Source organism: Streptomyces sp. NPDC059373, from assembly GCF_042751495.1.
GTDB lineage: Bacteria > Actinomycetota > Actinomycetes > Streptomycetales > Streptomycetaceae > Actinacidiphila.
Window position 1 is genome coordinate 573509 of sequence record NZ_JBHYXC010000002.1, and the last position, 23415, is coordinate 596923.

Consider the following 23415-nt stretch of genomic DNA (forward strand, 5'->3'; position numbering starts at 1 on the left):
TCGCGCTTTCCCCTACATTTTCGTGGTCTCGCCCGCCTCATGTGAAGGCGCGCGATCGACTTGCACGCCCTCTGGCACTCCTCAGAGCATTCACGACCGGACGGTCGCTCGGGACCCAACACGAGAACTTCGGCGGCCACGGCCCGGTGCACGCTGGCAGGTCGGCGTGTCCTGGACGGTACCCCGTCAGCGGACAGGCGCGGCAGAAAAGCGTGCCCAGCTGCTGAGCGCGATCAACCGTGGGTAGCCGCTCAGGCCCTCCCACGCTTCGCTTGTCAGTCCCGCTCCGTAGGATCCATGCGGACACTCTTCTAGGGATCCGGGAAAAAGGGGGCATGCCCAGTGAGCGCACCAGGCCGTAGGCGTCAGTCGGCGAGTCCGGAACCGACGATCGCGCCGGTGTCCCGGCTTGCGGACCGGGTGCTCACCGGCGAGATCGTGCTGCCGAAATACCAGCGGGCATTCGTGTGGGGGCCGCACCAGATCCTTCATCTCCTGGATTCGGTGCTGCGCAACTACCCCATTGGCAGCCTGCTGCTTTGGGACACCACAGAGCAGCTCGCTAGCGAGGAGACTGTTGCGGGCCTAGAAGTGGAACCGCCGCGTCCTGGCCGCCCGGTCAAGTACATCCTCGACGGCCAGCAGAGACTGGCCAGCATCATTGGCGCACTGCATGGCGGTACCGGTCCCTGGGACATCGTTTACGACCTGGAAGAGGAGCGCTTCTTCCAGCGCACTCCCGAGACCTCGATGGAGCCGCACATTGTTCCCATGCGGAAGGTCAGCTCGGCAGGCTCCCTCTTTGGACAGGTAGCCGACCTCGCCCCCGAACTGCGCGAGCGCGCCACCGAGCTGTACGAGCAGTTCGCCAACTACCTTGTTCCGGTGGTGACGCTGGACCACATGTCGGCGGAGGAATCAGCGGAAGTCTTCGTGCGGATCAACAGCACGGGCACGACGATGAACATCGTCGACGTGGCGCGGGCCGGTACCTGGAGCCCGGACTTCGACCTTAAGGAGGAGATCGAGTCACTGCTCCAGGTCCTCGACGCAAAGCACTATGGCCGGGTCGACACCAAGACCATGCTCCGTACGATCGCTGTCGCGGCCGGATTCGGATTCTCGACCAAGGACATCAATCGCCTGAGGGAGTTGGACAAGGAGCGGTTGCGGAAAGCCGTTGGTGAGGCGGCGAAGGCGGCTGAGCGAGCGGTGGATTTCCTGAGCACTCAGATCCGTACACCTACGGCCGACGCACTCCCCTACTACAACCAGTTCGCGGTGCTCGTGGAGGTGTTCCGGCAACTGCCGAAGCCTTCATCCGCGCAGTACGACACGTTGCGGCGCTGGTTCTGGCTGACCGCGAGCGGTGAGTATTTCAAGGGCTGGAGCGAGGCTCAGATGGGTCCTGACCTGCAGGCGATCACCGCCTTCGCCGAGGGGGAGACGCGGGAGATCGACACGGGTGCAGCCCTGCCGCGCAGTGCCCTGTGGTGGCGCAGTGCGTTCTCGAAGAGGAACGCGCCCAGCAAGCTTCTTGCCCTGATCCTCGCGTACGAGGACCCGCTGGACTTGCTCACCGGACAGCGGATCGACGTGGGCAAAGCCTTGTCCTGGCAGAACGACAAGGAATTTCACCACTTCTTCCCCAAGGCCTTTCTTCGGTCGCGCGGAGTGAGTAGTGCCCGAACCAATGTCTGCGGCAATCTGGTCATGCTCACCTCACACAGCAACATTTGGGTGACTGACCGGCCACCGTCCCAGTACCTGCGGGACTTGGCCGACATCGAAGGTGAGGGACCCCTGCGTGAGCGATTGCGGACGTGCCTGGTGGAGGAGGAGGCGTACCAGGCAGCGCTGCGGGACGACTACGACACGTTTCTGCGCGTGAGGTCGGAAACGTTGCACCAGCGGCTGATGGAGTTGATCGGCTCAGCGGCGGCGCCGGCGAGCGTGGGCACGGCCGGTGATGCTGAGTCGTCTCCCAGCGGCGATGTGCTGGACGCGGACACGGGCTTGCTCCTGGACGAACCGGTTGACCGCGATTCGGCGGACTGAGCAGATTGACGGGGGTGTATGCGAGTGCGGATGGTCGAAGTGCCAGTCGCTGACCGGCCACGGGAGCGACTCCTGAGTCGGGGACCAGAGGCGCTCTCCGACAGGGAGCTGCTGGGGCTGCTGTTGGGCTCGGGGACAAGCGGCTGCGATGCCGTGGAACTTGCCGGGCGGCTCATCGCCCGGCACGGCGGGTTGTACGAACTGTCCCGGGCGGCTGCGCATGAACTGGCGGCAGGGCTGGCGGGGGTGGGTCCGGCAAAGGCAGCGCGGGTGGCGGCGGCGTTCCAACTGGGGCGGCGGACGGCTTCGGGGGACACTGGAGGCCGGCAACGCGTATGCGGATCGGGCGACTTGGCCACGGTTGCGGCACCCATACTGACGGGGTTGAGGCACGAGCGGGTCGTGGTCGTCGTGTGCGATGGCGCGGGCGCAGTGTTGCGTACTGCGGTGCTGACCGAGGGCGCGACTGACCGCTCTCTGCTTCCCGTCCGCGACGTGCTGGCCTTGGTGCTGGCGGCGGGCGGTACTGCCTTCGGGGTGGCCCACAACCACCCCACAGGCCGTGTAGAACCAAGCGATCCCGACCGCCTCGCAACGGCCCGCCTGGCGGCCGGGGCGGAGACGGTCGGGCTCAGGTTCCTGGATCATGTGGTGGTCACGGACCGGGAGTGGCGACGGGTGGAGTACGGCTGAGGAGTGGCTCGGGTGGGTGGGGCGGCTACAGTTTTCCGGAGAACGCGGCGTTGAGGAGCGCGGGGCGGAGGGAGGCTAGAACTTTGTCGCGGTGACGCTGGCGGTCGTCAAGGTGTCGAACCTTGTGCATGAATGCATTGACATCGGCTGCCGCCTGCCCGTGGTGCTCGGGTGGAATCTCGGGGATTTCCATGGCCAAAAGAAGACCCGACCGAAGGCGCGGAAGCTGGAGGTTGTGGGTGGCGTGCAGAACCTTGTCCAAGGTGGATTTACTCCGCAGGCCAGCTGCAATGAGCTCGCCAGGCATCGTGCCATTTGGGCGAATTACGTACTGCTCCACACTGCAGAGCCCAGCTCGATCGGAGAGCCACACCTTGTTCAGGTACGGGCGCAGGTAACCGTAGAGAACATCCCCAGGGGCGAATCTGAACTTACGTCCCTTCTCATCGCCGATGGCGCGTGATCCAGTCCGCGTGCCGAAGTGCGGTGCGATGTGTTCCAGACCGACGAACTCCTTTGCCGGGCTTGGATCGTCACCCGGGTGGACGGTGTCGTTTACGAGTGTGCAGGTCTGATCCAATCTGACGGTACCGGTCGCCCAGCGGGCGAGTACCTTGTCGAGCCCGGATACCGCAAGCTGCCGGGCACTCTCCGAGCTGGGAGAGGCTGCAGCAATTGCATTGAGCTTTGCCGTAAGGGTGTCAAGTTTGTTCGCGATTCGTCGCTGCTCGTCCGGGGCGGGTAGGGGAACCGTTGCCTTCTCGAAGTTCTTTGGTGAGAGCGTCTGGTTGCGAGCGACGGTTCCCGTGGAGGTCGAGCGAATCAACGAGCGTCCGTCTGTGCTTTGGAAGTAGTAGTTCAGGTAGCGAAGATCAACGTCGCCAGTCGCTCGGTAGCTCAGGAATCTGGCCGATCCGACGAATCCCTTCTCGCTCTCCGTCGATAGGCCGATTGCGCCCTCCCAAGCCATGATGTTGCTGACGATTAGGCGGTCGGGATGCACTTCAAAATATCTGAGCTTGCTTAGGTCGCTACCCAAGCAAGGGTCACGGTGAAAGATCCCATTGCCGAACGACTTGATGCCGATCTGATCATATTCCATCTCCAAGTCAACGTCGACGGGGATGCGTTCTAGTGTGAGAATTTCGCCAAGTCGAAACGAATCGAGTCTCACCGTTGGCCCCCTACCTCTTCGCGCAGCTCCTCCAGCAACCCCAGAATCTCACTCTCCGTCTTGAGGAGTTCGTCCGCGATCTCTTCCGGTGAGCGGTGGGTCAAATCCTCCCCGACATGTGGGTTCGGGATATCGAGGTTATATCCTGCCTTTTCGATGTCGCCGGCTGATACTCTCCACGCGTTGCCGCCATCTTCGCGGCCTTCGCGGTTCTCGCCGCCCCACCACTCCACACACGGGTCGAACTCTTCAACTCGCATCGGCTTCGTCTTGGTGTAGCCGCGGCGACCGTCCGGCAGCGGGACCTCGTAGAACCAGACGTCCTCCGTCGGCATGCCCTTCTCGAAAAACAGCAGGTTAGCCGGGATCTGGGTGTAGGGAGCGAAGACGCCCTGTGGCAGGCGGACGATGGTATGCAGGTTGCACTCCTTCATCAGCTTTTGCTTGATACGGGCACCGATGCTGTTCTCGCCGGTGGCGAAGAGGCTTCCGTTCGGCAGGACGATCGCGCAGCGCCCGCCCTTCTTCAGTTGGTCCAGGATCGCGTGCAGGAAGAGCCATGACGTCTCCTGGGTCTGGTAGCCCTTCGGAAACTTTTCGACCACTGACCGCTCTTCCTCACCGCCGAACGGCGGGTTTGTCAGCACCACGTCCACCCGGTCGGCCGCCGTCGCATCCCGCATCTGCAGTAGTGCGTTCTCCCGGACTAGGCGTGGCGCACCGACGCCGTGCAGCAGCAGGTTCATGCTGGCGAGCAGGTACGGCAAAGGCTTCTTCTCGACGCCCCGGATATCGGCGTGGAGCTGTTTGCGCTGGGTATCCGTGTCCACCTGCTGCACTAGGTCTTCATAGGCCTGTACCAGGAAGCCGCCCGTTCCGCAGGCCGGGTCGAGGATCGACTCGGCGAGCTTGAGGAAAGACTGCTGGACCATGAAGCGGTTGACGGGGCGGGGCGTGTAGAACTCGCCGGAGTCGCCGGCCGCGTCCCGCATCTCCTTGAGGATCGATTCGTAGACAAACGCCATGGTGTGGATATCGTCTGAGGAATCGAAGTGAATCTGTTCCACCAGGTTCACCAGGTCCCGGAGCAAAGTCCCGGACTGCATGCGGTTGTTGACGTCCTTGAAGATGGTCGACAAGACATTCCGGGGGTCGTCGGCGTCGCCGTCAGTGCCTTTCAGCTCGGCGAGATGAGGAATGAGTTCGTCGTTGACAAAGGTCTTCAGTTCGTTGCCGCTGAAGTCCGGGTTCGTTGCCCAGTCCTGCCAGCGGTAGGGCTTCTCAATGGCCGGACGGTAGTCGGGGTCGAGACGCGGCCCCACCTTCTCTACGCGTTGGTCGAACGCCTTGAGGAACAGCAGCCAGGACAGCTGGGGCAGCCGGTCGAGGTCGCCGTTGAGTCCGGCGTCCTTGCGCATGGTGTCGCGCGCCGACTTGATGATGGACGCGAGCCGTGCCCTGGACGTGGTGGCCGTGGCCACCTTCTTCTTGGTGGACGCCATCTCAGACTTTCTGCTTCGGTTCGGCTTCGCCGTTCTTGGATGTCTCGGCTGCCATGGCCCAGATGCCGCGCACCAGGTCGAGCGCGGGGTTGAGCCGAGGCGGAGTCTCGATCAGGTCTTCGGTCAGTTCGGGGTATGGGTAGGCCCAGTGCTGTACGGCGTCAGGCAAGGCACCGCGTCCGCATCGTTAGCCTGCTGTTTGAGTCGGACAACGTGGGAGCGGCGCGGCGCGTCGGCGTCACGGTAGGGTCCGGTCACCGTGCCTCCTGTAGCGCTCGCTCGATGCCGAGTTCCGCCCTTGCGTTTAGTCGCTGAGCGGCATGCAGGAGGATCCGCCGGGTAGCCAGCCCCCGTTCCAAGGCCTCGGTGACGGCGCAGTCCACCGTCTCCTGTGCGACCTGTACTGCCGCGCACTCAGTGATCGCCCGGACTGGTGTCGTCACGCGATAGCCGTCGCGTTCCTCTATCTCGTCCACGGTGAGCTCTGCCCGGTGAAGGATCACTGCACTGTCCTTCTGCCGGAAACTGGGCGGAACGGTGAGATGGATCTGGGAAGCGTTGGCCGCCCCCAATCCGTGGACGGAGAGCGCTGTGGTGTGGGAAACGACCGCGCGTCCTTTGCTCCACAGAGACCAGCGCACCAAGTGGCTGTCCTCACTTCCGGGCAAGGTGTCGAACTCGCGGAAGCGGTAGATACCACGATCGATGGATACCCAGTTGCCTCGCTGGGCGTGATGGCGCTGGGCCTGGTACGAATACCCGGCCTCCAGCGCTTGGGCGGCGGTGAAGTAGCCGCGCTGCCCACTGGCAACTCGCCAAAGGGCAGCTCTGGTGTCTGTGCGGTCTCTGAGCACCTTGTCACTCTAGCATCCGCGAAAACCTAAAAGTTGACTTTAGTTCTGCGTTGTTCATTCACGTAAACCTAAAGTCACTTTTTTACGATGCCTCCAGTAGGCGCTTGCTTAGTTCGTCGATGGCCTCGTGTATGGGTTTCGTGTCGCTGAACCGGTCCGCCAACTCGGTCACCGACCCCATCTCGGTGAAGGGGCGCACGTTCAAGGTCTCCGGCTTGAGTTGGGGCGAGCCGTACTCGGCGAACTTCAGCAACATCTCCTCCAGCACCTGCCGGGCCTGGGGCTGGAAGGACTCCAGAAAATCCCGGTGCTCGTGGAGGAACCGATACACCCGCTCCTCCCGGCTGACCAGGGGCAGCCCCCAAGCCACGTTCAGAAGTAGGTCAACCGGGTCTACATCCGGGCTGCCGAACTCCGCAGGCAATTCCTCCGACTCGACGTCGGCGGCACGCAGGATGGCCATGAGTTCTCGCCGGCTCTTGGCTGCGGCCCACTGAGAGCGCAGCTTGTCCGGCGCCAGGTCGAGTTCGAGCACGCGGTCGTGCACCCACTGCTGAATGGACACCAGTCTCATCGTCTGGCCGTTTGTGTCCAGCTGGTAGCGTCTCTCGCCCCACTTGTATACGGGGACCCCGTTGACCACGTACCGCTTACCCCGGGACCGGATGCGGTCTACCTCGTCCGGGTCGTCCACTGTGCCGTTGGCGCCCTGTCCTTCGAAGGTGCCACCCTCCGCCTGGGTGTAGTCGGCCTGGAGCTCGGCAACGGTCTCAGGGTCGGCTGCATCGCCTTCGGGTGTTTCTGGTGCGCGCCCGACAACGTGCCCCTGCTCGTCGGCAGTGTCGCGTACGACGCGGAGCGGAGGGCCGTCGAAGCCCGGGTCGTTGAAAAGCCGGGTGGCCTCGACGAAGTCGATGATGTCGAAGGAGCCCTTGCCGATCTCTGGGCACAGGCGAGTGCCCCGGCCGATGGTCTGCTTGAACTCCGACATCGAGCCGATACGGCGAAAGAGCACGATGTTTCGTACGGCGGGCAGGTCGATGCCGGTGTTGAGCAACTTCGACGTCACGGCGATCACTGGTTCGTCGGAATCGTCCTTGCGGAACTCGTCCAACTGAGCCCGCCCGTGTGGGCCGTCGGCGTCGGTGATGCGGACGACGTAGTTGCGGAGTGCCTGCACCTCTGCAGAGGCCGCGTTGAAGAGAGCCGTGCGCATGCGCGCGGCGTGGTCATTGTTCTCGCAGAACACGATGGTCTTGCCCTGCTTGCCGTCCTCCGCGGTGGAACGCAGATAGTCGATCACGTACTGGGCCGCCGCCTCTGTACGCTCCAGGATCACCATGACCCGCTCGAAGTCCTTTGGGCCGTAGACACCCTCCGGGATCTCGTTGCCGTACTTGTCTCGCTGCCCAGGGTCGGTCTGGTAACCCTCCATGTCCACGTTTAGCCGGACCCGACGCACGCGGTAGGGGGCGAGGAAACCGTCCTCGATACCGTCGGCCAGCGAGTAGGTGTAGACCGATTCCCCGAAGTAGTCGAAGGTGTCGGCCTCCTTCTTGCTGATCGGGGTGGCGGTCAGTCCGATCTGGGTCGCAGGTGAGAAGTGCTCCAGCACGCGACGCCACTGCGAATTGTCCCGAGCGCTGCCCCGGTGACACTCGTCCACGATGATGAGGTCGAAGTAGTCGGGCTCGTAACGCCGGAAGAGCTCCTCCTCGTCGCCCTTCTCAAGTGCTTGATACAGGGCAAAATAGATCTTCCGTCCCCGGACAGGGTCGCCGCTGATCTTGTGGACATCGTCCTGGCCGAAGACCGGCAGGAAGTACTTGTCCTTAGGGTCGTCGACGAGCATGGAACGGTCCGACAGGTACAGCACCCTGGGCTTACGCCCGGGAACCCACTGAGACTTGTGCAGCTTAGCGACTGTCTGGAGGGCCACCATGGTCTTTCCCGTGCCGGTGGCCAGCACGAGCAGGATCCGCTTCTGACCACGAGCGATGGCCGCAAGGGTGCGGGTTACTGCTACGCGCTGGTAGTAACGCGGGCGCTTGGCGGTATTGTCCGAATTCCGCAGTGTGTGGTCGTAGGGCACCATCAGGAGTTCCCGCCCGATGTCGGAGTCCGCCTGTAGGTCGATCAGATAGCGGGCCCACAGCTCGTCGGGGGACGGGAAGCGATCGATCTCTCGGATCGTGGGAGCGGCGCTGCTGTAGTCGATCTCTACGATCTGGCGTCCATTGGTCGCGTAAGCGAAGGACAGTCCGAGCTTCGCGGCGTACCGACGGGCTTGCTCAACGCCGTCGTTGGCGTCGATGCGCCAGCGCTTGGCTTCGACAACCCCGATGGGCAGGTCCGGCATGTACTCCAGCACGTAGTCGGCGACCAGGGGATCTCCATGTACATGACGCTTCGGTGTGGGGGTAAGCCGTCCGTCATTGATTCGGAACTGCGGCCGGATCTGATTGTTGGTCCATCCAGAGGATGTGAGGGCGGGCATGACGAACGCCCTGCACGTCTCTTCTTCAGTCATCCCATACGCAGCTGTCACCATACGGAGAGTAGTACTGCATATGGCTTACTGTCATTGCAGATGGCAAGGTCGCCGATAGACCCGAGTGGAAGTGCCTCGGCTGCTCGACCGGTCAGGCTCGCCCCTCGGCCTACGCCTTTGTGGGTACTGACAGTCGGCCGAACGCCCGTGGCGGGGGCGGCCGGGGCACGGGTAATCCCACGCATACACCCAGCGCTACGTGCTCTTTCTGGTGCCCCGTGCCTGCCGCTGCGGGCGGCTTCCCCGCTCCCTGTACGTCTTCTTCCAGCGGGCTCGGTGCTGTCGGTCGCCCTGGCCGCAGCCGTTGATGCTGATCAGGGATTGCAAAGTGGCTCCGCTGTTCCATAGTCCGAGGTGGTCGCGGTGGATGGCGAGGATGTCGTTGTGTACGCAGAGATCCTCGGACTGGCGGCTGAAGCGGGTGGTGGTGACGAAGACGGCCAGGTCTGCTCCGAAGTGGGTTTTCGAGCCCAGGAGGTCGCGAACCTCGCGGGGAGCGATTGTGCTGCGTGGTGTGTAGCGCTTGCACTGGATGATCATCGTGCGGCCGTCCGGGAGGCGGCCGGTGACGTCGGCGCCGTTGTCTCCGGATCCGCCGACGCGGCGGACGTCGTTGCAGCCATCGCGTCGGCACAGGGCGGCGACCAGTTCTTCGAATTCGGTGCCGGACATCTTGTCCACCTCGGCGAGGGTCCGGTGGCCGGCCTGGATCGCGTCCTGTTGTCGCCACTGCCGGTCCCGGCCGCGCACCAACCTGTCGGTACGCCACAGCCACCAGCTTCCGGTACCGAGGCCACCGAGTACGCCGGCCCCAAGCAGGTACGGCCAGATGGCCGACCAGAACGCCACGATTACGAGCAACAGCAGCGAGCCCCCACCAAGGAGCACGCTCCAGCGCTTGCGGGCAGCTGATCGCCGTCCTCGCTTCTTGACCATGGCTTCCCCTCCGTCGGCTCCCTGCCGTGGAGTGTGGACAGCGAAGTGGCCGCCGGGTAGACCGTCTCTTGGCCAATGGCCTGAATCCAGGTCGATGACTTGGGTGAACGGAGGTAAGAGGGTTGCAGTTTGGGTTGCATTCAGCCCCGTTCGCGAGCGTCCGCAGGGTGCCTGTCGAAGTGCTCAGCAGCAGGTCGGGACGCTGGCGGGCGTTACCGAACACCCGGACGAACATTTGGAAAGCGTGTTGGGGGCAACCCCTCACGAGTTCGAATCTCGTATCCTCCGCCAGTGCCTCACCGGGCACGATGTCGAAGGGCCCCACCGTTCGCGGCGGGGCCCTTCGTCGTGCGTGGTCGCAGTTTTGGTTGCATTGACAGGCGACATTCGAGACATCTCGACAAACAGGCAGGCGCACGCCCCCGCGACTCCCGGCAGGCAGTCGGCATCAACCTGCACTGCTGGAGGGCCTACGGAACTTGGCGATAGATGTCGCGGCGGTTGCCGGCGGCCAGGACCCACACGATCAACTGGCCGTCCTCGACGGTGTAGACGACGCGGTAGTCGCCAACCCTGAGCCGCCAGCGGGCGCTGTGCCCTTGGAGTGCCTTGATGTCGAACGACGTGCTGTCCCCCGCGTCCATTGCCTTCTGGAGTTCGGCCAGGCGGTACAGGATGCGCAGGGCGTCCGGGCGTGGGATCTTGAGCATGTCCCGCTGGGCGTGCGGCGTGAAGCGCGTGACGTACCCCATGAGATCAGCCTTGATCGGCGCGCAGCAAGGCAGCCATCTCTTCGAGCGAGACCGACCCCTCCACACCCTCGGAGTCGGCTTCGTCGGCCAGCTGGTTGAGCCACGCCTCCTCGGCGTTCTCCGCGATCTCACGCAGGCGCTGGTACTCCTGGATGTCGATCACGACGGCTTCCTGCTTGCCGCGCCGAGTGATGATCGTCGGGGTTTCCTCCCGGCGGGCGCGATCGATGACATCCGCGAGGTGACTGCGGACATCGGCCATGGATTCGATCACGGGATCATTCATGTCACCAATGTAGCAGATGTACATAATGGCCCGGACGATCTTCGGATCACCTTCAGCGCCCCGGCGAAGCCGAAGTCCATATCGCGCAGGATCGGCGCCACAGCATCGCCCGGGGCACGGTCGCCCGCACATCCCATTGCCCGTCTCCCTGAGCGCCACTGCTCGTAACCCGACCCGTACGACGGGCGCGACTTCCCCAGGTCAGGTGGTCACCGCGAGATACTTCAACGGCTCGGCCTGCCGCACCAACCCGCCATCAGCGAGTTCGGCCTCAACCCGCCCTTACCCGTAGGTAACAGTCACAGAAGAACGATAGCCCTGTGCGGGAGCGATCACCCGCTGAGCCTCCTCGCTTCCGGGGGCGGTGCGTGGCGAGGAGGAGCCGGGTGTTCCTGGGCGCGGTCAGCCGATGTAGCCCTCGAGGTCGGCGACGACGTTGACCGATCCGTTCGCGTTGTGGATGTGGACGTAGCCATTGGCGTCGACGGGGACCACAGCGAGGACTGGCCGGGTTTCGCCGGCGCTCAGGTTGTCGTTGGACACGTTCGGCAGGCTGCCCGCGCCGTAGGCGGTCAGGTGTGTGGCGGTGGTCGGGGTGACGCCGGTGAGGTTGACCAGTACGGCGGTCGCGTCGGCCGAGACTCCGTCGACTCCGGCGACCTTCACGGTGAGGGTGCTGTTCGCACCGAGTGGCTCGGCCTGGGCGCCCGTGCCATTGCGGGTGTCGAGGAGGCGGGTGGGGTTGGCCGGGACGAAGGGGCTGCCCCAGGGGGAGGTGCCGTCGACGATGGAGTTGGTGTAGAGGCCCTGGAGGTCGGCGATCAGGTCGACGTGTCCGCCACCGTTGTAGATCTCGATCGCGCCGCCGTTGCACACCTTCGTCACGACCAGGTTGGAGACGGCCTGCCCGGTGCGGTAGTTGAGGTTCGACGTGCTCGGGCGGCTGCCGCAGTAGACGGTGACCACGCCGCTGCTGGTGCCTCCGGTCACGGTGAGGTTGAGGACGGCGCCGACGGTGCCCGACCCCCGTGCCGCCTTCGGCAGGGTGATGGTCGTCGTGCTGCCGGGCGCGACCTTGCCCTTGGCGGCGCCGGTGCCGTAGCGGGTGTCCAGGACCCGGGTCGGGGTGACAGGTGCGAGGTTGCTCATGCGGTAGTCGCTGGTGCTGGACTTGGTCGTGAAGTAGCCCTGCGTGTCGGCGATGAGATCGACGTAGCCGTGGGCGTTGTACAGGTCGACGTAGCCGTCCGCGCCCACCCGGACCGTGACCAGGTTCGGGTTGGTCCGCCCCGCGGTGAAGTCGAGGTTGGACGCGGTCGGGCGGCTGGTGCCGTCCGGGTAAACCGTGACGTAGCTGCTCGCGGTGGCGTCGGTGTCGGTGACGTTCATGGTGACCGCGGTCACCCCGGAGGTCGGGATACCGCCCACGCCGAGGACCTTGAGGCGGATCATGCCCCCGGGCCCCACCTTCCGCTTGGCGGCGCCGGTGCCGTTGCGGGTGTCGAGGATGCGCTTCGGGCTGGTGGCGATATAGGCCGGGCCGGCGGTGGTTCGGGTGGTGTCGGTGGCGGTGCGTCCGTCGGAGTCGGTGAGCTGCTGGGTGACGGTGTACGTGCCGGCGGCGGCGTACGTGTGCTGGACGAAGCCCTTGGAGCCCGTCACGGAGACTGCCGCAGAGCCGTCGCCGTAGGTGATCCGGTCGCTGGTGATCGGGTAGCCGCTGAAACCGGAGGCGGTGAAGTTGCAGCCGGCGGTGTCCGGCAGAGCGGGGCCGGTCTGGCAGCTGAGGCTCCCGGTCAGCGGCGGCAGCGGATGGACGGGGAAGTCGTAGCTGACCTCGGTGCCCATCTTGGTGCCGTCCGGTCGGTACACCGTGACCGTGGCGTAGATGTTGGTACTCGTGGTGGGCTGCGTGTACGTGTGGGTGACCGAACCCGACGTGGACGTGGCCGTGGTGCCGTCCCCGAAGTCGAAGGTGTAGCTGTAGCCGTCGAGGGAGTCCGACCACGGGTTGACGAAGTCGGCCGTGAAGGTGACCGGCACGCCGACGTAGACGTCCTCGGACGAGCGGCCCGCTATCCCCAGGCTCAGCGGGTCCTGGAACTCGACCGCGCCCCGGTCGTAGTCGCCGGAGCCCGTGCCGGTTTCGGCGACGAGCGGGTCGTCGACCCGCTGCGCCCCGTGGAGGTCGGTGGGGAGCTCACCGGGCGCGCCGGCGTCCGCCGAGTCGATCAGCGGCGAGTGCTCCGAGGACAGTCCGGACGAGGTGGAGAGCGTCACGCCCGTCTGGTCCAGGTCGTGGGCTCCCTGGCCGGTGCCGGCCCGGAACACCTGACTGGTGCCGTACGCGGTGCCGGCCCAGTCGTAGTCGGTTCCGGTCGACCGGGGGTTGACCGCGTTGTAGTCCGCGGTGACCTGCGGTGCGGAGGTGGCGTCCACCGTGATCTCGGCAGGGGTGCCGGTGTCTGAGCAGGATGCCGTCGGGTCGGGGAGCGCAACGGTGTTCTCCACGGACCCGGAGCTGCCGTCGGTCAGGCTGATGGCGTTGCCGCAGAGCGTCTCGACGGTGTCGCCTGCCAGGTGGATGCCCGTGGTGCCGGCGGCCGAGATGCCTCCGCCGAGCAGAGTGCGGTCGTCGGCCAGCGTGATGTCCTGTGCTCCGGTCGCACTCGCGAAGGCCAGACCGCCGGATTCGGGCGCGATCTGCAGCCGGGTGAGCGAGAGGCCCGAGGACGATCCGTCGACGGTGATCGTCTCAGCGGTGCTCGGGGCCGCCTGAGCCGTTATGAGCGAGCCCCCGTCGTAGGTGATGTGCTGGGACCGGGAAACCACGAGGGTGTTCGTCCCTACGGACGAGAGGTTGAACCCGGTCACGTCGACGTACTGGGCACCGGAAAAGGTCATAGCCGGCGTCGAGGTCTTGGCCAGGACGACGGCGGCGGTGGCCGAGCTGTCGCCGGGAGCCGTGACGAAGGTGACGGGCGCGTCCGCGGTGCCGACCGACGCGATCGTCACCGGGGCGTACTGGGTCTTGTTCCGCGCCACGTAGACGGTGTCCCCGGGCGCCGCCGCGTCCGCGGCCGGCTGGATCTGGCAGAAGGGCTCCGCCTGCGAGCCGGGTCCGGTGTCGCTGCAGCCGGCGCCGGCATCGTCGACGTACAGGGCCGCGCCGGTGTCGGCGTGGACGACGCCGACACCGAGACCGCCGATCAGTACAGAGAGGACGGCAGCGGATGTCGCGAGCAGTCGCCTGCGGCTCATGGACGTGTTCCCCCCGGGCCGTGGGACGTCGGACGCCGGCGCGCACGGCCACTGAGATCCAGTCACCTGTCTGCTGGAGTTGGCGGAACGATACGGCAGATCAGGCACGGGCAGATCATCTGGATGCGGCTCCCCCTGCCGCCAGTGAGCCCCCTGAGACAAATCTTGATCAATCGAAAAGCGGCGCACTGCAGACTCTTGAGCCTCCCATTACCGTGTGCCCTCGTCAGCCGGTGCGCCGTCTTCGACGGGACGTGCGCCGGAAGAGAGTTCGGGCGAGGGGGCTGGTGGGCGGTGCCCGGGGACGGCTACACGCTGTCGCACCGTGAGATGCAGTGCCTGCGCCTGTTCAACACCGTCCTCGGCGGCAGCGCCAGCAGCCGTCTCAGCAGCAGGATCCGGGACCGGGAAGGGCTCAGCTACCGTGTGCGCTCCGTGTGGAGGCGCTTGACCCTCACGTGGCGTCATGCCGCATTGTCGGTGGCGTGGAAGAGAACCTGACCGTGGGACGTGTGGCCGAGCTGGCCGGCGTGAGCGTCCGCACGCTGCATCACTATGACGAGATCGGCCTCGTGCAGCCGTCCGCGCGGACCGCGGCCGGGTACCGGGCCTACTCGGCGGGTGACGTGGAGCGACTGCGGGAGGTGCTCGCCTATCGGCGGCTGGGCTTCGGATTGCGCGAGATCGCGGATCTGGTTGACGACCCGACCACCGACGCGGTCGCGCACCTGCACCGGCTGCGCGGCCTGCTGCTGGAACAGCGCGACCGCGCAGCTGCCATGGTGACGGCCATAGACAGGGAACTGGAGGCACGGGCCGTGGGTATCAGGACGACGCCGGAGGAACAACTGAAAGTGTTCGGCGCGCAGTTGTACGAAGCCATCGGGTCCGCTTACCCAGCGACGCGGCGCACCGAGCCGCGGATCGCCGCGAGGATCTGGGATTCGCTCGGGGACGCACGGACGGTACTGAACGTCGGGGCCGGCACCGGCTCCTACGAGCCCCCCGACCGCGACGTCACGGCGGTGGAACCGTCGGCGGTCATGCGGGAACAGCGTCCCGCGGGCGCGGCGCCGTGCGTGGCCGCCAGTGCGGAGAGCCTCCCGTTCGAGGACCAGTCCTTCGACGCCGCGATGGCCTTCAGCACCGTTCATCACTGGCATGACCCGATCGCCGGGCTGCGCGAGATGCGGCGCGTGGCCCGCCGCGTGGTGGTGTTCACGTACGACGCCAGTGACACCGGCTGGCGTCAGCGGTTCTGGCTCACCCGCGACTACCTGCCTGAATTCGCTGACCTTCTCGTCGGCTGGCCTTCACTGGCCGACCTGACCCGCGCGATCGGGGGCCGCGCGGAGCCGGTGCTCATCCCGTGGGACTGCGCTGACGGCTTCTTCGAGGCCTACTGGCGCCGGCCCGAGGCGTACCTGGACGAACATGTGCGCCGCGCGGTATCGGTATGGACCAGAGTCGGGCCAGAGGCCGAGCAGCGGGCAGTAAGCAGACTCCGCGACGACCTTTCCTCAGGCCGGTGGGTCGAACGCAACCGCGACCTCGTCGCCCTCGACGCGGCAGAGCTCGGCCTGCGCCTTCTCGTGGCCTGAACCATCGTGCGTGAGAACGCCGCAAGGAGCTGACCCGATGTAGGCGCGTCCCCGGACGTCGATGTCGATGTCAATGTCGACGCCGACCCGGACCCCGCCGGCTGCTCTCGCGCCGAGGTCCGCGTGTATGCCCCCTACAATCCTCGCCTGTGATGTCGGCGTACGCGAGGTGCGCCCGGGGTGAGGGGGTTCACATGATGAGCCTGCTGTCCAGGGGCAGTTGGAGATCGGCCGCCGTCCTGCTCGCGGGACTGTTGGGCGCGACGATGGTGTCGGCCGCCCCGGCCGCCGCCGTGCACGGCGCCGTCCCCGGCGACTTCAACGGCGACGGGTATCGCGACGCCGTGCTGCCCGCGCCGGGCGCGGACGTGGCCGGCCAGGAGGCCGCCGGCGCCGTCGTGGTGCTGTACGGATCGGCGTCCGGGCTGTCGGCGACCCGGCGCAAGACCATCACGCAGAACACCACCGGCGTACCCGGCTTTGCCGAGCTCTTCGACCGCTTCGGCAGCGCAACCGCCACCGCCGACCTGAACCGCGACGGCTACGCCGACCTGGTGGTCTCGGCGCCGTACGAGGACACCGCACAGGGGAAGGACTTCGGCCTGGTCACGGTCCTGTGGGGCAGCAAGAACGGGCTGACGAGCGCCACCGACCTTCCCTCCCCGACCAAGGAGCAGAAGTACTACGGCCTCGACCTTTCCGCGCTCGGCACCGGTCCTGGAGCGAAGACCCAGGTACTGGTCAGCAGCTGGTCCGGGTCCGTGTTGTTCCGGGGCCCCTTCAGCCGCACCGGCACCTTCGGCTCCGCCGCCTCCGAGGAAGAGACACCGACCGTCAACAGCGTCACCCTCGGCGACTTCAACGGGGACACCACTCCGGACCAGGCCGTCGTCACGGTCCGCCTGAGCGACCTGACCGGCGGCGCGGTCTACACGCATCCCGAGTACATGCACGACCCGCTCCCGGGCAACGGCCTTATCGCCGCCTCCGGCGACCTCAACGGCGACGGATACGCCGACCTCGTGGTCGGCGACCCCGACGATCCCGAAACCGCGGGCGTGGACGGTGCGTTGGGCGGTCGTGTGCTGGTCTGGTACGGCACGGCGACCGGCATCGCGTACGACGCCAAGCCCGTTCAGATCACGCAGAACACCACGGGCGTACCCGGGGCGAGCGAACGGGACGACGCCTTCGGCGGCGCGCTCGCCGTGGCCGACCTCAACCGGGACGGCCTCGCCGACATCATCGTCGGCACCCCGTACGAAGGGGCCGCCGGCAAGAACCGGTCCGGCCAGGTGACCGTCGTCCCGGGCCGGCGCACGGGCGCGCTCGGCACCGGGTCGTACTCCTTCAGCCAGGACACCGCGGGCGTACCGGGCGGGAACGAGACCGACGACTTCTTCGGTACGACGGTCGGCGTCGGCGACGTGAACAACGCCGGCAGGCCTGAGCTGTTCGTCGGCGCGGCCGGCGAGAACAATTCCACCGGAGCCGTCTGGGTCTTCCCGGGTGGCAACTCAGGGCCGACGGCCAAGGGCAGCCGCCTGTTCACGGCGGCCTCCGTCAACCTCAAACAGCAGAGCAGCACGCTGCTGGGTGGCAACGGGCTGCTCTGGGTGATCTGACCGGCGTACGGGCGTCAGCCCGCCGAGGACGTCTGCCCTCGCCGGGCGGCCGCGCGGGCGGGGTCGTGCGCTCGCGGGGGATACGGGTGGGAAACGTTTGGATCACCGAACGGGAGCGCGCCGGCGGGAGCGATCCAGCCGCTCCGGGGGTTCGACTGGTGGTCAGGGCGGGCAGACCTGCGCTTGCGGGTGCTCTGCGGGGGTTTCTTCGGGCGTTCGCCGGTCGGACCCGGCCGGCCGAGGCGGGCGGACGGTCCGGAAAAGGGCGCACAGATGTTCCATGGATTCGGTACCGTACGCGCCTGTCCTCAACGAGTGATCGTCTTATATCCATACGGGAATCCTCTGTGAACCTCGATTTTAGCGCCGAGCCCCTGTTCTCCTGGTACGTGGTGCTCCTGATCATCAGCGGTGTCGCGATGACCGCTATCGGTGCGGCCAGTGTCGGTGGCCTCAGCGCGGGCTGGCGCGTCTTCAACGTCCTCGCCGGTGTCGGTTTCGTCGGCTACGGCGTCTACCTCGGTTTCATCTTCGAGGGCGGCTCGTACATCATCTTCTTCAAGGCGTTCATCCTGCCCGTCGTGATGATCGTGAACTTCGTCCGCTCGATAGGCGCCCGGGACAAGGCCGTCGCCGGCCCCGTGCCGCCCCCGCCGCCGGCCCCGGTACAGGCGCAGGCCGCCCCGGCCGCGCCCGTCGCCGCGCCCGTCGCCCCGGCGGTCCCCGCGCCGGCCGCCGAGCGGCCGCAGGAGGGCTGACCGCCTGCCGACGCCGAGGCCGAGGCGGTGAGTCCCAGTCTCATCCGCAGTCTCGTTCGCCGGCGTTCGGGTGCGTTCAGCGAAGATCGCTAGACCTGCCCGATCTCGTATCCTCCGCATCGCCTGAACAGGAAAAATGAAGACCCCGACCGCCAAGCGGTCGGGGTCTTCGTCGTGAGCTGGTCTCACTTTTGGTCTCATTTATTTCCGGCATCAAAGGCTTTTCGGTCTTTTTGGCCAGGGGGAGGACCTTGGTCGCAGGGTGACGCTCGTGGGCCTGGATACGCCATTCTTGAGTTGCGTGCGGCGCTGGTCGGCCGGCGATGTTGTTGCTCGTGCGAGGTGAGGTGCCCTCATCGGTAAGTCAGGTGGATCAACGCTGGCGGCATGGCTGCGGGCTCTTGACGTCCCGCGCCTGGAGCGGGTGCTCGCGGCGCGTTCGGACGCGGTGTCCCCTCCGGAGCCGCGGTCGGTGGGGGAACTGGCGGACCGCTTGCAACGCCCGGGTTCGGTGGCGCTGGTCCTGCCCCGGCTTGCGCGGCCGTATCTGCAGGTGGCCGAGGCGCTGGCCGCATGGGGGGTGCCCGCGACACAGGACGCAGTCTCGAAGCTGCTGGGAGTGGTGGACGCGGAGGGCCTCCGCAGGCTGGACGCGGCGCTTGAGGTGCTGGCTGATCATGCGCTGGTCTGGCCGGACGGCAGCGGGATGCTCCGCATGGCGGCACCGTTGAGGCAGGCGTGGGACGCGCCGTTGGGGTTGGATTCGCCGCTGGAGGAGTTGCTGGCGGGTGTGACCTCCGATGAGTTGCGCGGGATGCTGGCGGCACTGGGCGTCAAGGCGCCCGGCACCAAGCAGCAGCGGCTCGCGTCCTTGGTCGACCACCACAGCGATCCGCAACGCATTGCCGAAGTGGTCGGGCAGGCACCTGCGGAAACCCGCAAGCTGCTTGAGCGTCTGGCGAAGTCCGGGTCCCGGCGGCAGCAGTTCGTCATGTTCGGGACTCCGGAGCCCGGCCCCGGACGGGCCGCCCGGTGGGCGCTGGAGCGGGGGCTGCTGGTCCAGGACCGTTACCGGTACGGCCCGGCCCGTATGCCCGCCCAGGTGGCGATGGCTCTGCGCGGCCCCGGCTGGCACGCGCCGTTCGAACCCGTACCGCCCGTCGCGTGGATGCAGCCGGTCACCAGCGAAGAGGTGGAGCGGGAGGCGGCGGCTGCGCTCACGGGGTTCGCCGCGCATGCCGCCTCCGTGTTGTCGGTGTGCGCGGCCAAGCCGCCGGCCAGGCTGAAGTCCGGTGGGGTCGGGGCGCGCGAGCTGGCCCGTATCGGCAAGGCGGCGCAGTGCGACGAGACCGTGGTGCGCCTCGTGATGGAGACGGCGTACGCGGGCGGGTTGCTGGCCCGGGAGGGCGATCTCGTTCCGGTGACCCAGGCGTATGACGCCTGGGCAGAGCTGGAACCCGGGGAGCGGATCCCGCTGCTGCTTCAGGCCTGGCGGACACTGCCGCTCACCCCTGCCCAGGCCCGCGACGAGGAGGGCAAAGCGCTGCCCGCACTCGCCGGGGCACCGCCCTGCAACGGCTGCGTGCAGGCCCGGCAGGGGCTGCTCACCGCGGCGGCGGACCTCCCTGCCGGGCAGGGCGTGCGCAACGCCCCCGATCTGGGGCCGCTGGTCGCGTGGCACCGTCCCCTGGCCGATCAACTGCCCCAGGAAAAAACGCCGTTCGCCACCGTCATCCGAGAAGCGGAACTGCTCGGCGTCCTCGCCCGCGGTGCCTTGTCCGGCATCGGTGCAGCCCTGCTGGCTGACGACGTGGAAGGACTGTCGGCCCGCGCGCAGCGGCTGCTGCCCGCGGCCACCGGGACGGCCCTCATCGGCGCCGACCTCACGGCCATTGCCACCGGGACCCCGTCCGTCCGGCTCACCACGCTCCTGGACTCCGTCGCCGACCGGGAAGCCGGCGGCACGGCATCGGTGTGGCGGTTCAGCCCCGGCAGCGTCCGCCGTGCCCTGGACGCCGGGCGCACCGCCGACGACATCGCCGCCGATCTGGCCGCTGTCGCCGCCGGGTCCCTGCCGCAGCCGCTGGCGTACCTGATCGCTGACACCGCACGCCTCCACGGACGCGTTCGCCTCGCCCCCGCCGCCTGCGTGATCCACGGTGAGGATGCCGCGCTCCTGGCCGAACTCACCGTCCACCGCAAGCTCGCCAAGCTCGGCCTGCGGCAATTGGCACCGACCGTACTGGTCAGCCGTACTCCACTCGACAAGACCCTCGCGGCGCTCCGGGCCGAGGGCTACGCGCCCGTCGCCGAGACCGCCGACGGAACCGTACGCATCGAGAAGGCCGAGCAGCACCGCGCCGCCGTGTCGGTCCCTTCTCCTCGCTCTGCGGGACGCACCTCCGGTTCACGGCGGCCGCCGTCCACCGCCGCGGAGCACGTTCGGGTGTCGGCCGGCGGCCTGCGGGCCCTGGCGGTCAGGCTGCGAGCCGCCCCGCCGACCAGCCCGGAGCCGGAACCGGACAGCGGGATCCCCTTCGACACCGACACCGACACCGAGGAGATCATCGCCGGGTACGCGAGCCGACTGTCCCTCACCGACGTACGCCAGCTCGCCCACGCCGTCACTGCCGGCCAGGCGATCACCATCGAGTACGTCGCCGCCTCAGGCGGCCACACCGTGCGAAGCCTCAGCGAACTGGACCTGGACCCGCCCTACCTGCACGCCTGGTGTCACCTGCGGAACGACGAACGTGTCTTCACGCTCTCCCGCATCCAAGGCGTCATGCCCGCACAGTCCCTATGATCCCCGGTCATGGACTGGCTGGGCTGCAGGAGTTGGTCGACTGGCTGGAGGAAGAGCACGGCCCGGTCACCGAAGGGGAGCGTGCGGGGGCGCTGGGGGAGTTGGACGACCTCGATGCCGAGCACGAGCGCCGCCGCGGGGCCGGCAAGGGCCGCGGGGGAGAGGCCGCGTGAAAAAACGAAGTGGCGAGCATGGGCCGCTGCGGATCTTCGTGCTCGACTCTGAGGCGTTGTCCCTGGCCGTGCGGGGCGACCGGATGATGATCGCCCGTCTGGATCTCGCGGCGCGCGGTGAGGCCGAGGTGGTCACGTCCCCCATGACGCTGGTGGAGGCGTACGACGGCAGGACGACTGGGCAGCGCTGGGACTGGGTGCTTTCCCGGCTCAAGGTCGCCGATATCGGGAAGGACGAGGCCCGAAAGGCTCGTCGACTCCTGGCCGGAGCAGGACTCCATGGCCACAAGTACGCGATTGACGCTGTGCTCGCCGTCGTTGCGCGACTACAGAAGGGGCAGGTCACCGTCTTCACCTCGGACGTGGATGACCTGGAGAAACTGGTCCCGGACGCGATCGTCGTCAGGAAAGTCTGACACGGGTCCCTGGTCTCAGTTCCGGTCTCATTCATCTCTGTTCAGGGGCGTCCGCCACCGCCTCCCCGGACCGTTCTACCGCAGGTCAGGGCCACCCCCGAACCTAGGCGAACCCCCGGACGGAGACTTGGGAAGCGTGTTGGGGGCAACCCCTCACGAGTTCGGATCTCGTATCCTCCGCCAGTGCCTCACCGGGCACGATGTCGAAGGGCCCCACCGTTCGTGGTGGGGCCCTTCGACGTGTGTGGTCTCCTTTGTCGCCCCACGGCTCAGCCTTCCTCTCGTGCTCGGCAGGCCCGATCGATCGCCCTGCGATGTTCGAGCGAGCCGTGTCGTGGGGTCTCGTTCAACGTTGTTTCGCGAGATAGTATCGATGGAGATAGTATCTGATTCGATACCATTGAGGGGATGGCTGCTCGTGCGACGTTTCATTGGACGGGACCGGGAGCTGCGCGTGCTCAACGCCGCGTTCGACGAGGTGCGTGAAGCCGCCGGATCGGCCAAGCCCGGACAGTGCATTCTCATGCGTGGCCGACGGCGAGTCGGCAAGTCCAGCCTGGTCGAGGAGTTCCTGCGCCGCGCTGAGGTGCCGTACATCTTCTTTACGGCAGCCGGCGGACTGGCTGAGGACGAGCTGGCGGAGCTGCTCGATGCCGTCGCCACGTCCACTCTGCCGGAGCGTGGTCTGTTCGCGGAGGAGGCCCCAGGGCAGTGGAACGCGGCCTTCAGGCTGCTGGCGGAAGTCCTGCCCGACGACACCCCGAGTGTGGTCGTCATTGATGAGGTCCCGTACCTCATGGACCGTATCGATGCCTTCGAGGGGATGCTGCAGCGGGCGTGGGACCGACTGCTCAGCCGCAAGCCGGTACTGCTGCTCCTGGTCGGGTCCGATCTGTCGATGATGGAGGCGTTGGACAGTTACGACCGACCCTTCCACCAGCGCGGGCGCGAGATGATTGTGGGGCCGCTGAATCCTGCCGACATCGGTGAGATGCTCGGTCTGGAACCGGCAGCCGCCTTCGATGCCGCCCTGGTCACTGGCGGGTTGCCACTGATCTGCGCGGAGTGGCGGGCAGGGGCATCGCTGTGGGAGTTCCTCCGGGACTCGCTGGACAACGCGATCTCGGCGCTCCTGGTCTCCGCCGAGCGTTCGCTGGCTGCGGAGTTCCCGCCGCAGGCGATGAGCCGGGAAGTGCTGCGGGCCATCGGGTCCGGGGAGCGGACCTTTACCAACATCGCGCGTGCTGCCGGAGGCATTGCCCACACGACGCTCACCAGGGCGACGGACGTCCTGACCGAGAAGCGGGTCGTGGCGGCTGAACTGCCACTCTCGCTGCGGCCGTCCAAGGAGCGCCGCTACCGGGTGGCGGATCCGTATCTGCGGTTCTGGCTGGCGTTTCTCGACCCGCACATGGCCGAGATCGAGCGGATGCGCGGCGACCTCACCCTGAACCGGATCAAGGAGCAGTGGACGAGCTGGCGGGGCCGCGCCGTCGAGCCGCTGGTCCGCGAGTCTCTCGCCCGCCTGCTGCCGGACGGTCAGCTGCCCGCTGTCCCGGCCATCGGTGGCTACTGGACCCGGAGCAACGACGTCGAGATCGACCTGGTGGGCGCCGACCGGGAGCCCGTGGCGAAGCGGCTGCTTTTTCTCGGCTCGGTCAAGTGGCTGGAGAACTCCGCGTTCGACAGCCACGATCTCGCGGCGCTGCACAAGCACCGGGCGGCGGTCACCGATGATCCCGTACCGCTTGTCGCGGTTTCTCGCAGCGGGGTCAGCTGTTCTGGGCTTCAGGCGGCGTATGGGCCGGAGGAACTGCTCAGCGCGTGGCACAGGAACTGAACCAGTGCGGCCCAGGGCTGATCAACAACGACGTGTATACGTTGGCGTTCAGTCCCGACGGCAAGACGCCGGCCACCGGCAGCAACGACGGCACGGTGCGGCTGTGGACGAGCCAGTGACCTTTCGCCG

20 protein-coding genes are annotated in these 23415 nt (G+C 66.8%); 11 read left to right on the forward strand and 9 right to left on the reverse strand.

Annotation, left to right across the window (positions count from 1 at the left end):
• Positions 1-399 precede the first annotated feature (399 nt).
• Positions 400-2058, forward strand: coding sequence for a GmrSD restriction endonuclease domain-containing protein (locus ACFXJ5_RS06925; protein ID WP_384627871.1), 1659 nt, complete (start codon positions 400-402; stop codon positions 2056-2058).
• Between the two features lie 30 nt (positions 2059-2088).
• Positions 2089-2751, forward strand: a complete 663-nt coding sequence (locus ACFXJ5_RS06930) for a RadC family protein (RefSeq protein ID WP_384627873.1) — start codon at positions 2089-2091, stop codon at positions 2749-2751.
• A gap of 25 nt (positions 2752-2776) precedes the next feature.
• Here the strand turns inward: ACFXJ5_RS06930 and ACFXJ5_RS06935 are convergent, their stop codons facing one another.
• The 9 genes from ACFXJ5_RS06935 to ACFXJ5_RS06975 form a co-directional block, all read right to left on the reverse strand.
• Positions 2777-3925: a restriction endonuclease subunit S gene (locus ACFXJ5_RS06935; protein WP_384627875.1), complete on the reverse strand. Its 1149-nt coding sequence runs from the start codon at positions 3923-3925 to the stop codon at positions 2777-2779.
• The gene (locus ACFXJ5_RS06940) at positions 3922-5427 is read right to left on the reverse strand and encodes an N-6 DNA methylase (protein ID WP_384627878.1); all 1506 of its coding nucleotides are present in this window, start codon (positions 5425-5427) and stop codon (positions 3922-3924) included. The genes ACFXJ5_RS06935 and ACFXJ5_RS06940 overlap by 4 nt, the downstream gene beginning before the upstream one ends.
• A gap of 1 nt (position 5428) precedes the next feature.
• Positions 5429-5596, reverse strand: coding sequence for a hypothetical protein (locus tag ACFXJ5_RS06945; protein WP_384627881.1), 168 nt, complete (start codon positions 5594-5596; stop codon positions 5429-5431).
• A gap of 85 nt (positions 5597-5681) precedes the next feature.
• Complete coding sequence (locus tag ACFXJ5_RS06950; protein WP_384627883.1) at positions 5682-6281, reverse strand: hypothetical protein; 600 nt, start codon at positions 6279-6281, stop codon at positions 5682-5684.
• 82 nt (positions 6282-6363) lie between these two features.
• Entirely contained in the window at positions 6364-8832 is a 2469-nt protein-coding gene (hsdR, locus tag ACFXJ5_RS06955; RefSeq protein WP_384627885.1) for an EcoAI/FtnUII family type I restriction enzme subunit R, read from the reverse strand.
• A 195-nt stretch (positions 8833-9027) separates the two neighbouring features.
• Positions 9028-9768, reverse strand: a complete 741-nt coding sequence (locus ACFXJ5_RS06960; protein WP_384627887.1) for a restriction endonuclease — start codon at positions 9766-9768, stop codon at positions 9028-9030.
• Positions 9769-10238: 470 nt separating this feature from the next.
• Positions 10239-10520: a type II toxin-antitoxin system RelE/ParE family toxin gene (locus ACFXJ5_RS06965; protein ID WP_384627890.1), complete on the reverse strand. Its 282-nt coding sequence runs from the start codon at positions 10518-10520 to the stop codon at positions 10239-10241.
• A 4-nt stretch (positions 10521-10524) separates the two neighbouring features.
• Positions 10525-10806 carry a type II toxin-antitoxin system Phd/YefM family antitoxin gene (locus ACFXJ5_RS06970; protein ID WP_384627893.1) on the reverse strand — a complete coding sequence of 94 codons (282 nt, stop codon included), beginning with the start codon at positions 10804-10806 and terminating at the stop codon, positions 10525-10527.
• A 402-nt stretch (positions 10807-11208) separates the two neighbouring features.
• Positions 11209-14067, reverse strand: coding sequence for a PKD domain-containing protein (locus ACFXJ5_RS06975; RefSeq protein ID WP_384627895.1), 2859 nt, complete (start codon positions 14065-14067; stop codon positions 11209-11211).
• Positions 14068-14190: 123 nt separating this feature from the next.
• On the opposite strand from ACFXJ5_RS06975, the gene ACFXJ5_RS06980 reads away from it, so the two are divergent.
• The 9 genes from ACFXJ5_RS06980 (at position 14191) to ACFXJ5_RS07020 (ending at position 23405) form a co-directional block, all read left to right on the forward strand.
• On the forward strand, positions 14191-14568 hold the full coding sequence (locus tag ACFXJ5_RS06980) for an insulinase family protein (protein WP_384627898.1): 378 nt from the start codon (positions 14191-14193) through the stop codon (positions 14566-14568).
• Between the two features lie 11 nt (positions 14569-14579).
• Positions 14580-15668: a methyltransferase domain-containing protein gene (locus tag ACFXJ5_RS06985; protein WP_384628342.1), complete on the forward strand. Its 1089-nt coding sequence runs from the start codon at positions 14580-14582 to the stop codon at positions 15666-15668.
• Positions 15669-15862: 194 nt separating this feature from the next.
• Entirely contained in the window at positions 15863-17293 is a 1431-nt protein-coding gene (locus ACFXJ5_RS06990) for a VCBS repeat-containing protein (RefSeq protein WP_384627900.1), read from the forward strand.
• 347 nt (positions 17294-17640) lie between these two features.
• Positions 17641-18051, forward strand: a complete 411-nt coding sequence (locus ACFXJ5_RS06995) for a hypothetical protein (RefSeq protein ID WP_384627903.1) — start codon at positions 17641-17643, stop codon at positions 18049-18051.
• A gap of 355 nt (positions 18052-18406) precedes the next feature.
• A complete protein-coding gene (locus tag ACFXJ5_RS07000) occupies positions 18407-20857 on the forward strand; it encodes a helicase-associated domain-containing protein (protein ID WP_384628345.1) in 2451 nt (816 codons plus the stop codon).
• Positions 20854-21030 carry a hypothetical protein gene (locus ACFXJ5_RS07005; RefSeq protein ID WP_384627906.1) on the forward strand — a complete coding sequence of 59 codons (177 nt, stop codon included), beginning with the start codon at positions 20854-20856 and terminating at the stop codon, positions 21028-21030. Before ACFXJ5_RS07000 ends, ACFXJ5_RS07005 begins: the two co-directional genes overlap by 4 nt.
• The gene (locus ACFXJ5_RS07010; protein WP_384627909.1) at positions 21027-21446 is read left to right on the forward strand and encodes a PIN domain-containing protein; all 420 of its coding nucleotides are present in this window, start codon (positions 21027-21029) and stop codon (positions 21444-21446) included. Before ACFXJ5_RS07005 ends, ACFXJ5_RS07010 begins: the two co-directional genes overlap by 4 nt.
• A 418-nt stretch (positions 21447-21864) precedes the next feature.
• On the forward strand, positions 21865-23286 hold the full coding sequence (locus ACFXJ5_RS07015) for an ATP-binding protein (protein ID WP_384628347.1): 1422 nt from the start codon (positions 21865-21867) through the stop codon (positions 23284-23286).
• On the forward strand, positions 23271-23405 hold the full coding sequence (locus ACFXJ5_RS07020) for a hypothetical protein (protein WP_384627911.1): 135 nt from the start codon (positions 23271-23273) through the stop codon (positions 23403-23405). Before ACFXJ5_RS07015 ends, ACFXJ5_RS07020 begins: the two co-directional genes overlap by 16 nt.
• Positions 23406-23415: the final 10 nt, after the last annotated feature.

Coding starts and splice junctions, on each gene's coding strand:
- ACFXJ5_RS06930 (WP_384627873.1), top strand. CDS start 2,089: ATGGTCGAAGTGCCAGTCGCTGACCGGCCACGGGAGCGACTCCTGAGT.
- ACFXJ5_RS06940 (WP_384627878.1), bottom strand. CDS start 5,427: ATGGCGTCCACCAAGAAGAAGGTGGCCACGGCCACCACGTCCAGGGCA.
- hsdR (WP_384627885.1), bottom strand. CDS start 8,832: ATGGTGACAGCTGCGTATGGGATGACTGAAGAAGAGACGTGCAGGGCG.
- ACFXJ5_RS06960 (WP_384627887.1), bottom strand. CDS start 9,768: ATGGTCAAGAAGCGAGGACGGCGATCAGCTGCCCGCAAGCGCTGGAGC.
- ACFXJ5_RS06965 (WP_384627890.1), bottom strand. CDS start 10,520: ATGGGGTACGTCACGCGCTTCACGCCGCACGCCCAGCGGGACATGCTC.
- ACFXJ5_RS06970 (WP_384627893.1), bottom strand. CDS start 10,806: ATGAATGATCCCGTGATCGAATCCATGGCCGATGTCCGCAGTCACCTC.
- ACFXJ5_RS06975 (WP_384627895.1), bottom strand. CDS start 14,067: ATGAGCCGCAGGCGACTGCTCGCGACATCCGCTGCCGTCCTCTCTGTA.
- ACFXJ5_RS06980 (WP_384627898.1), top strand. CDS start 14,191: ATGCGGCTCCCCCTGCCGCCAGTGAGCCCCCTGAGACAAATCTTGATC.
- ACFXJ5_RS06990 (WP_384627900.1), top strand. CDS start 15,863: ATGATGAGCCTGCTGTCCAGGGGCAGTTGGAGATCGGCCGCCGTCCTG.
- ACFXJ5_RS07005 (WP_384627906.1), top strand. CDS start 20,854: ATGATCCCCGGTCATGGACTGGCTGGGCTGCAGGAGTTGGTCGACTGG.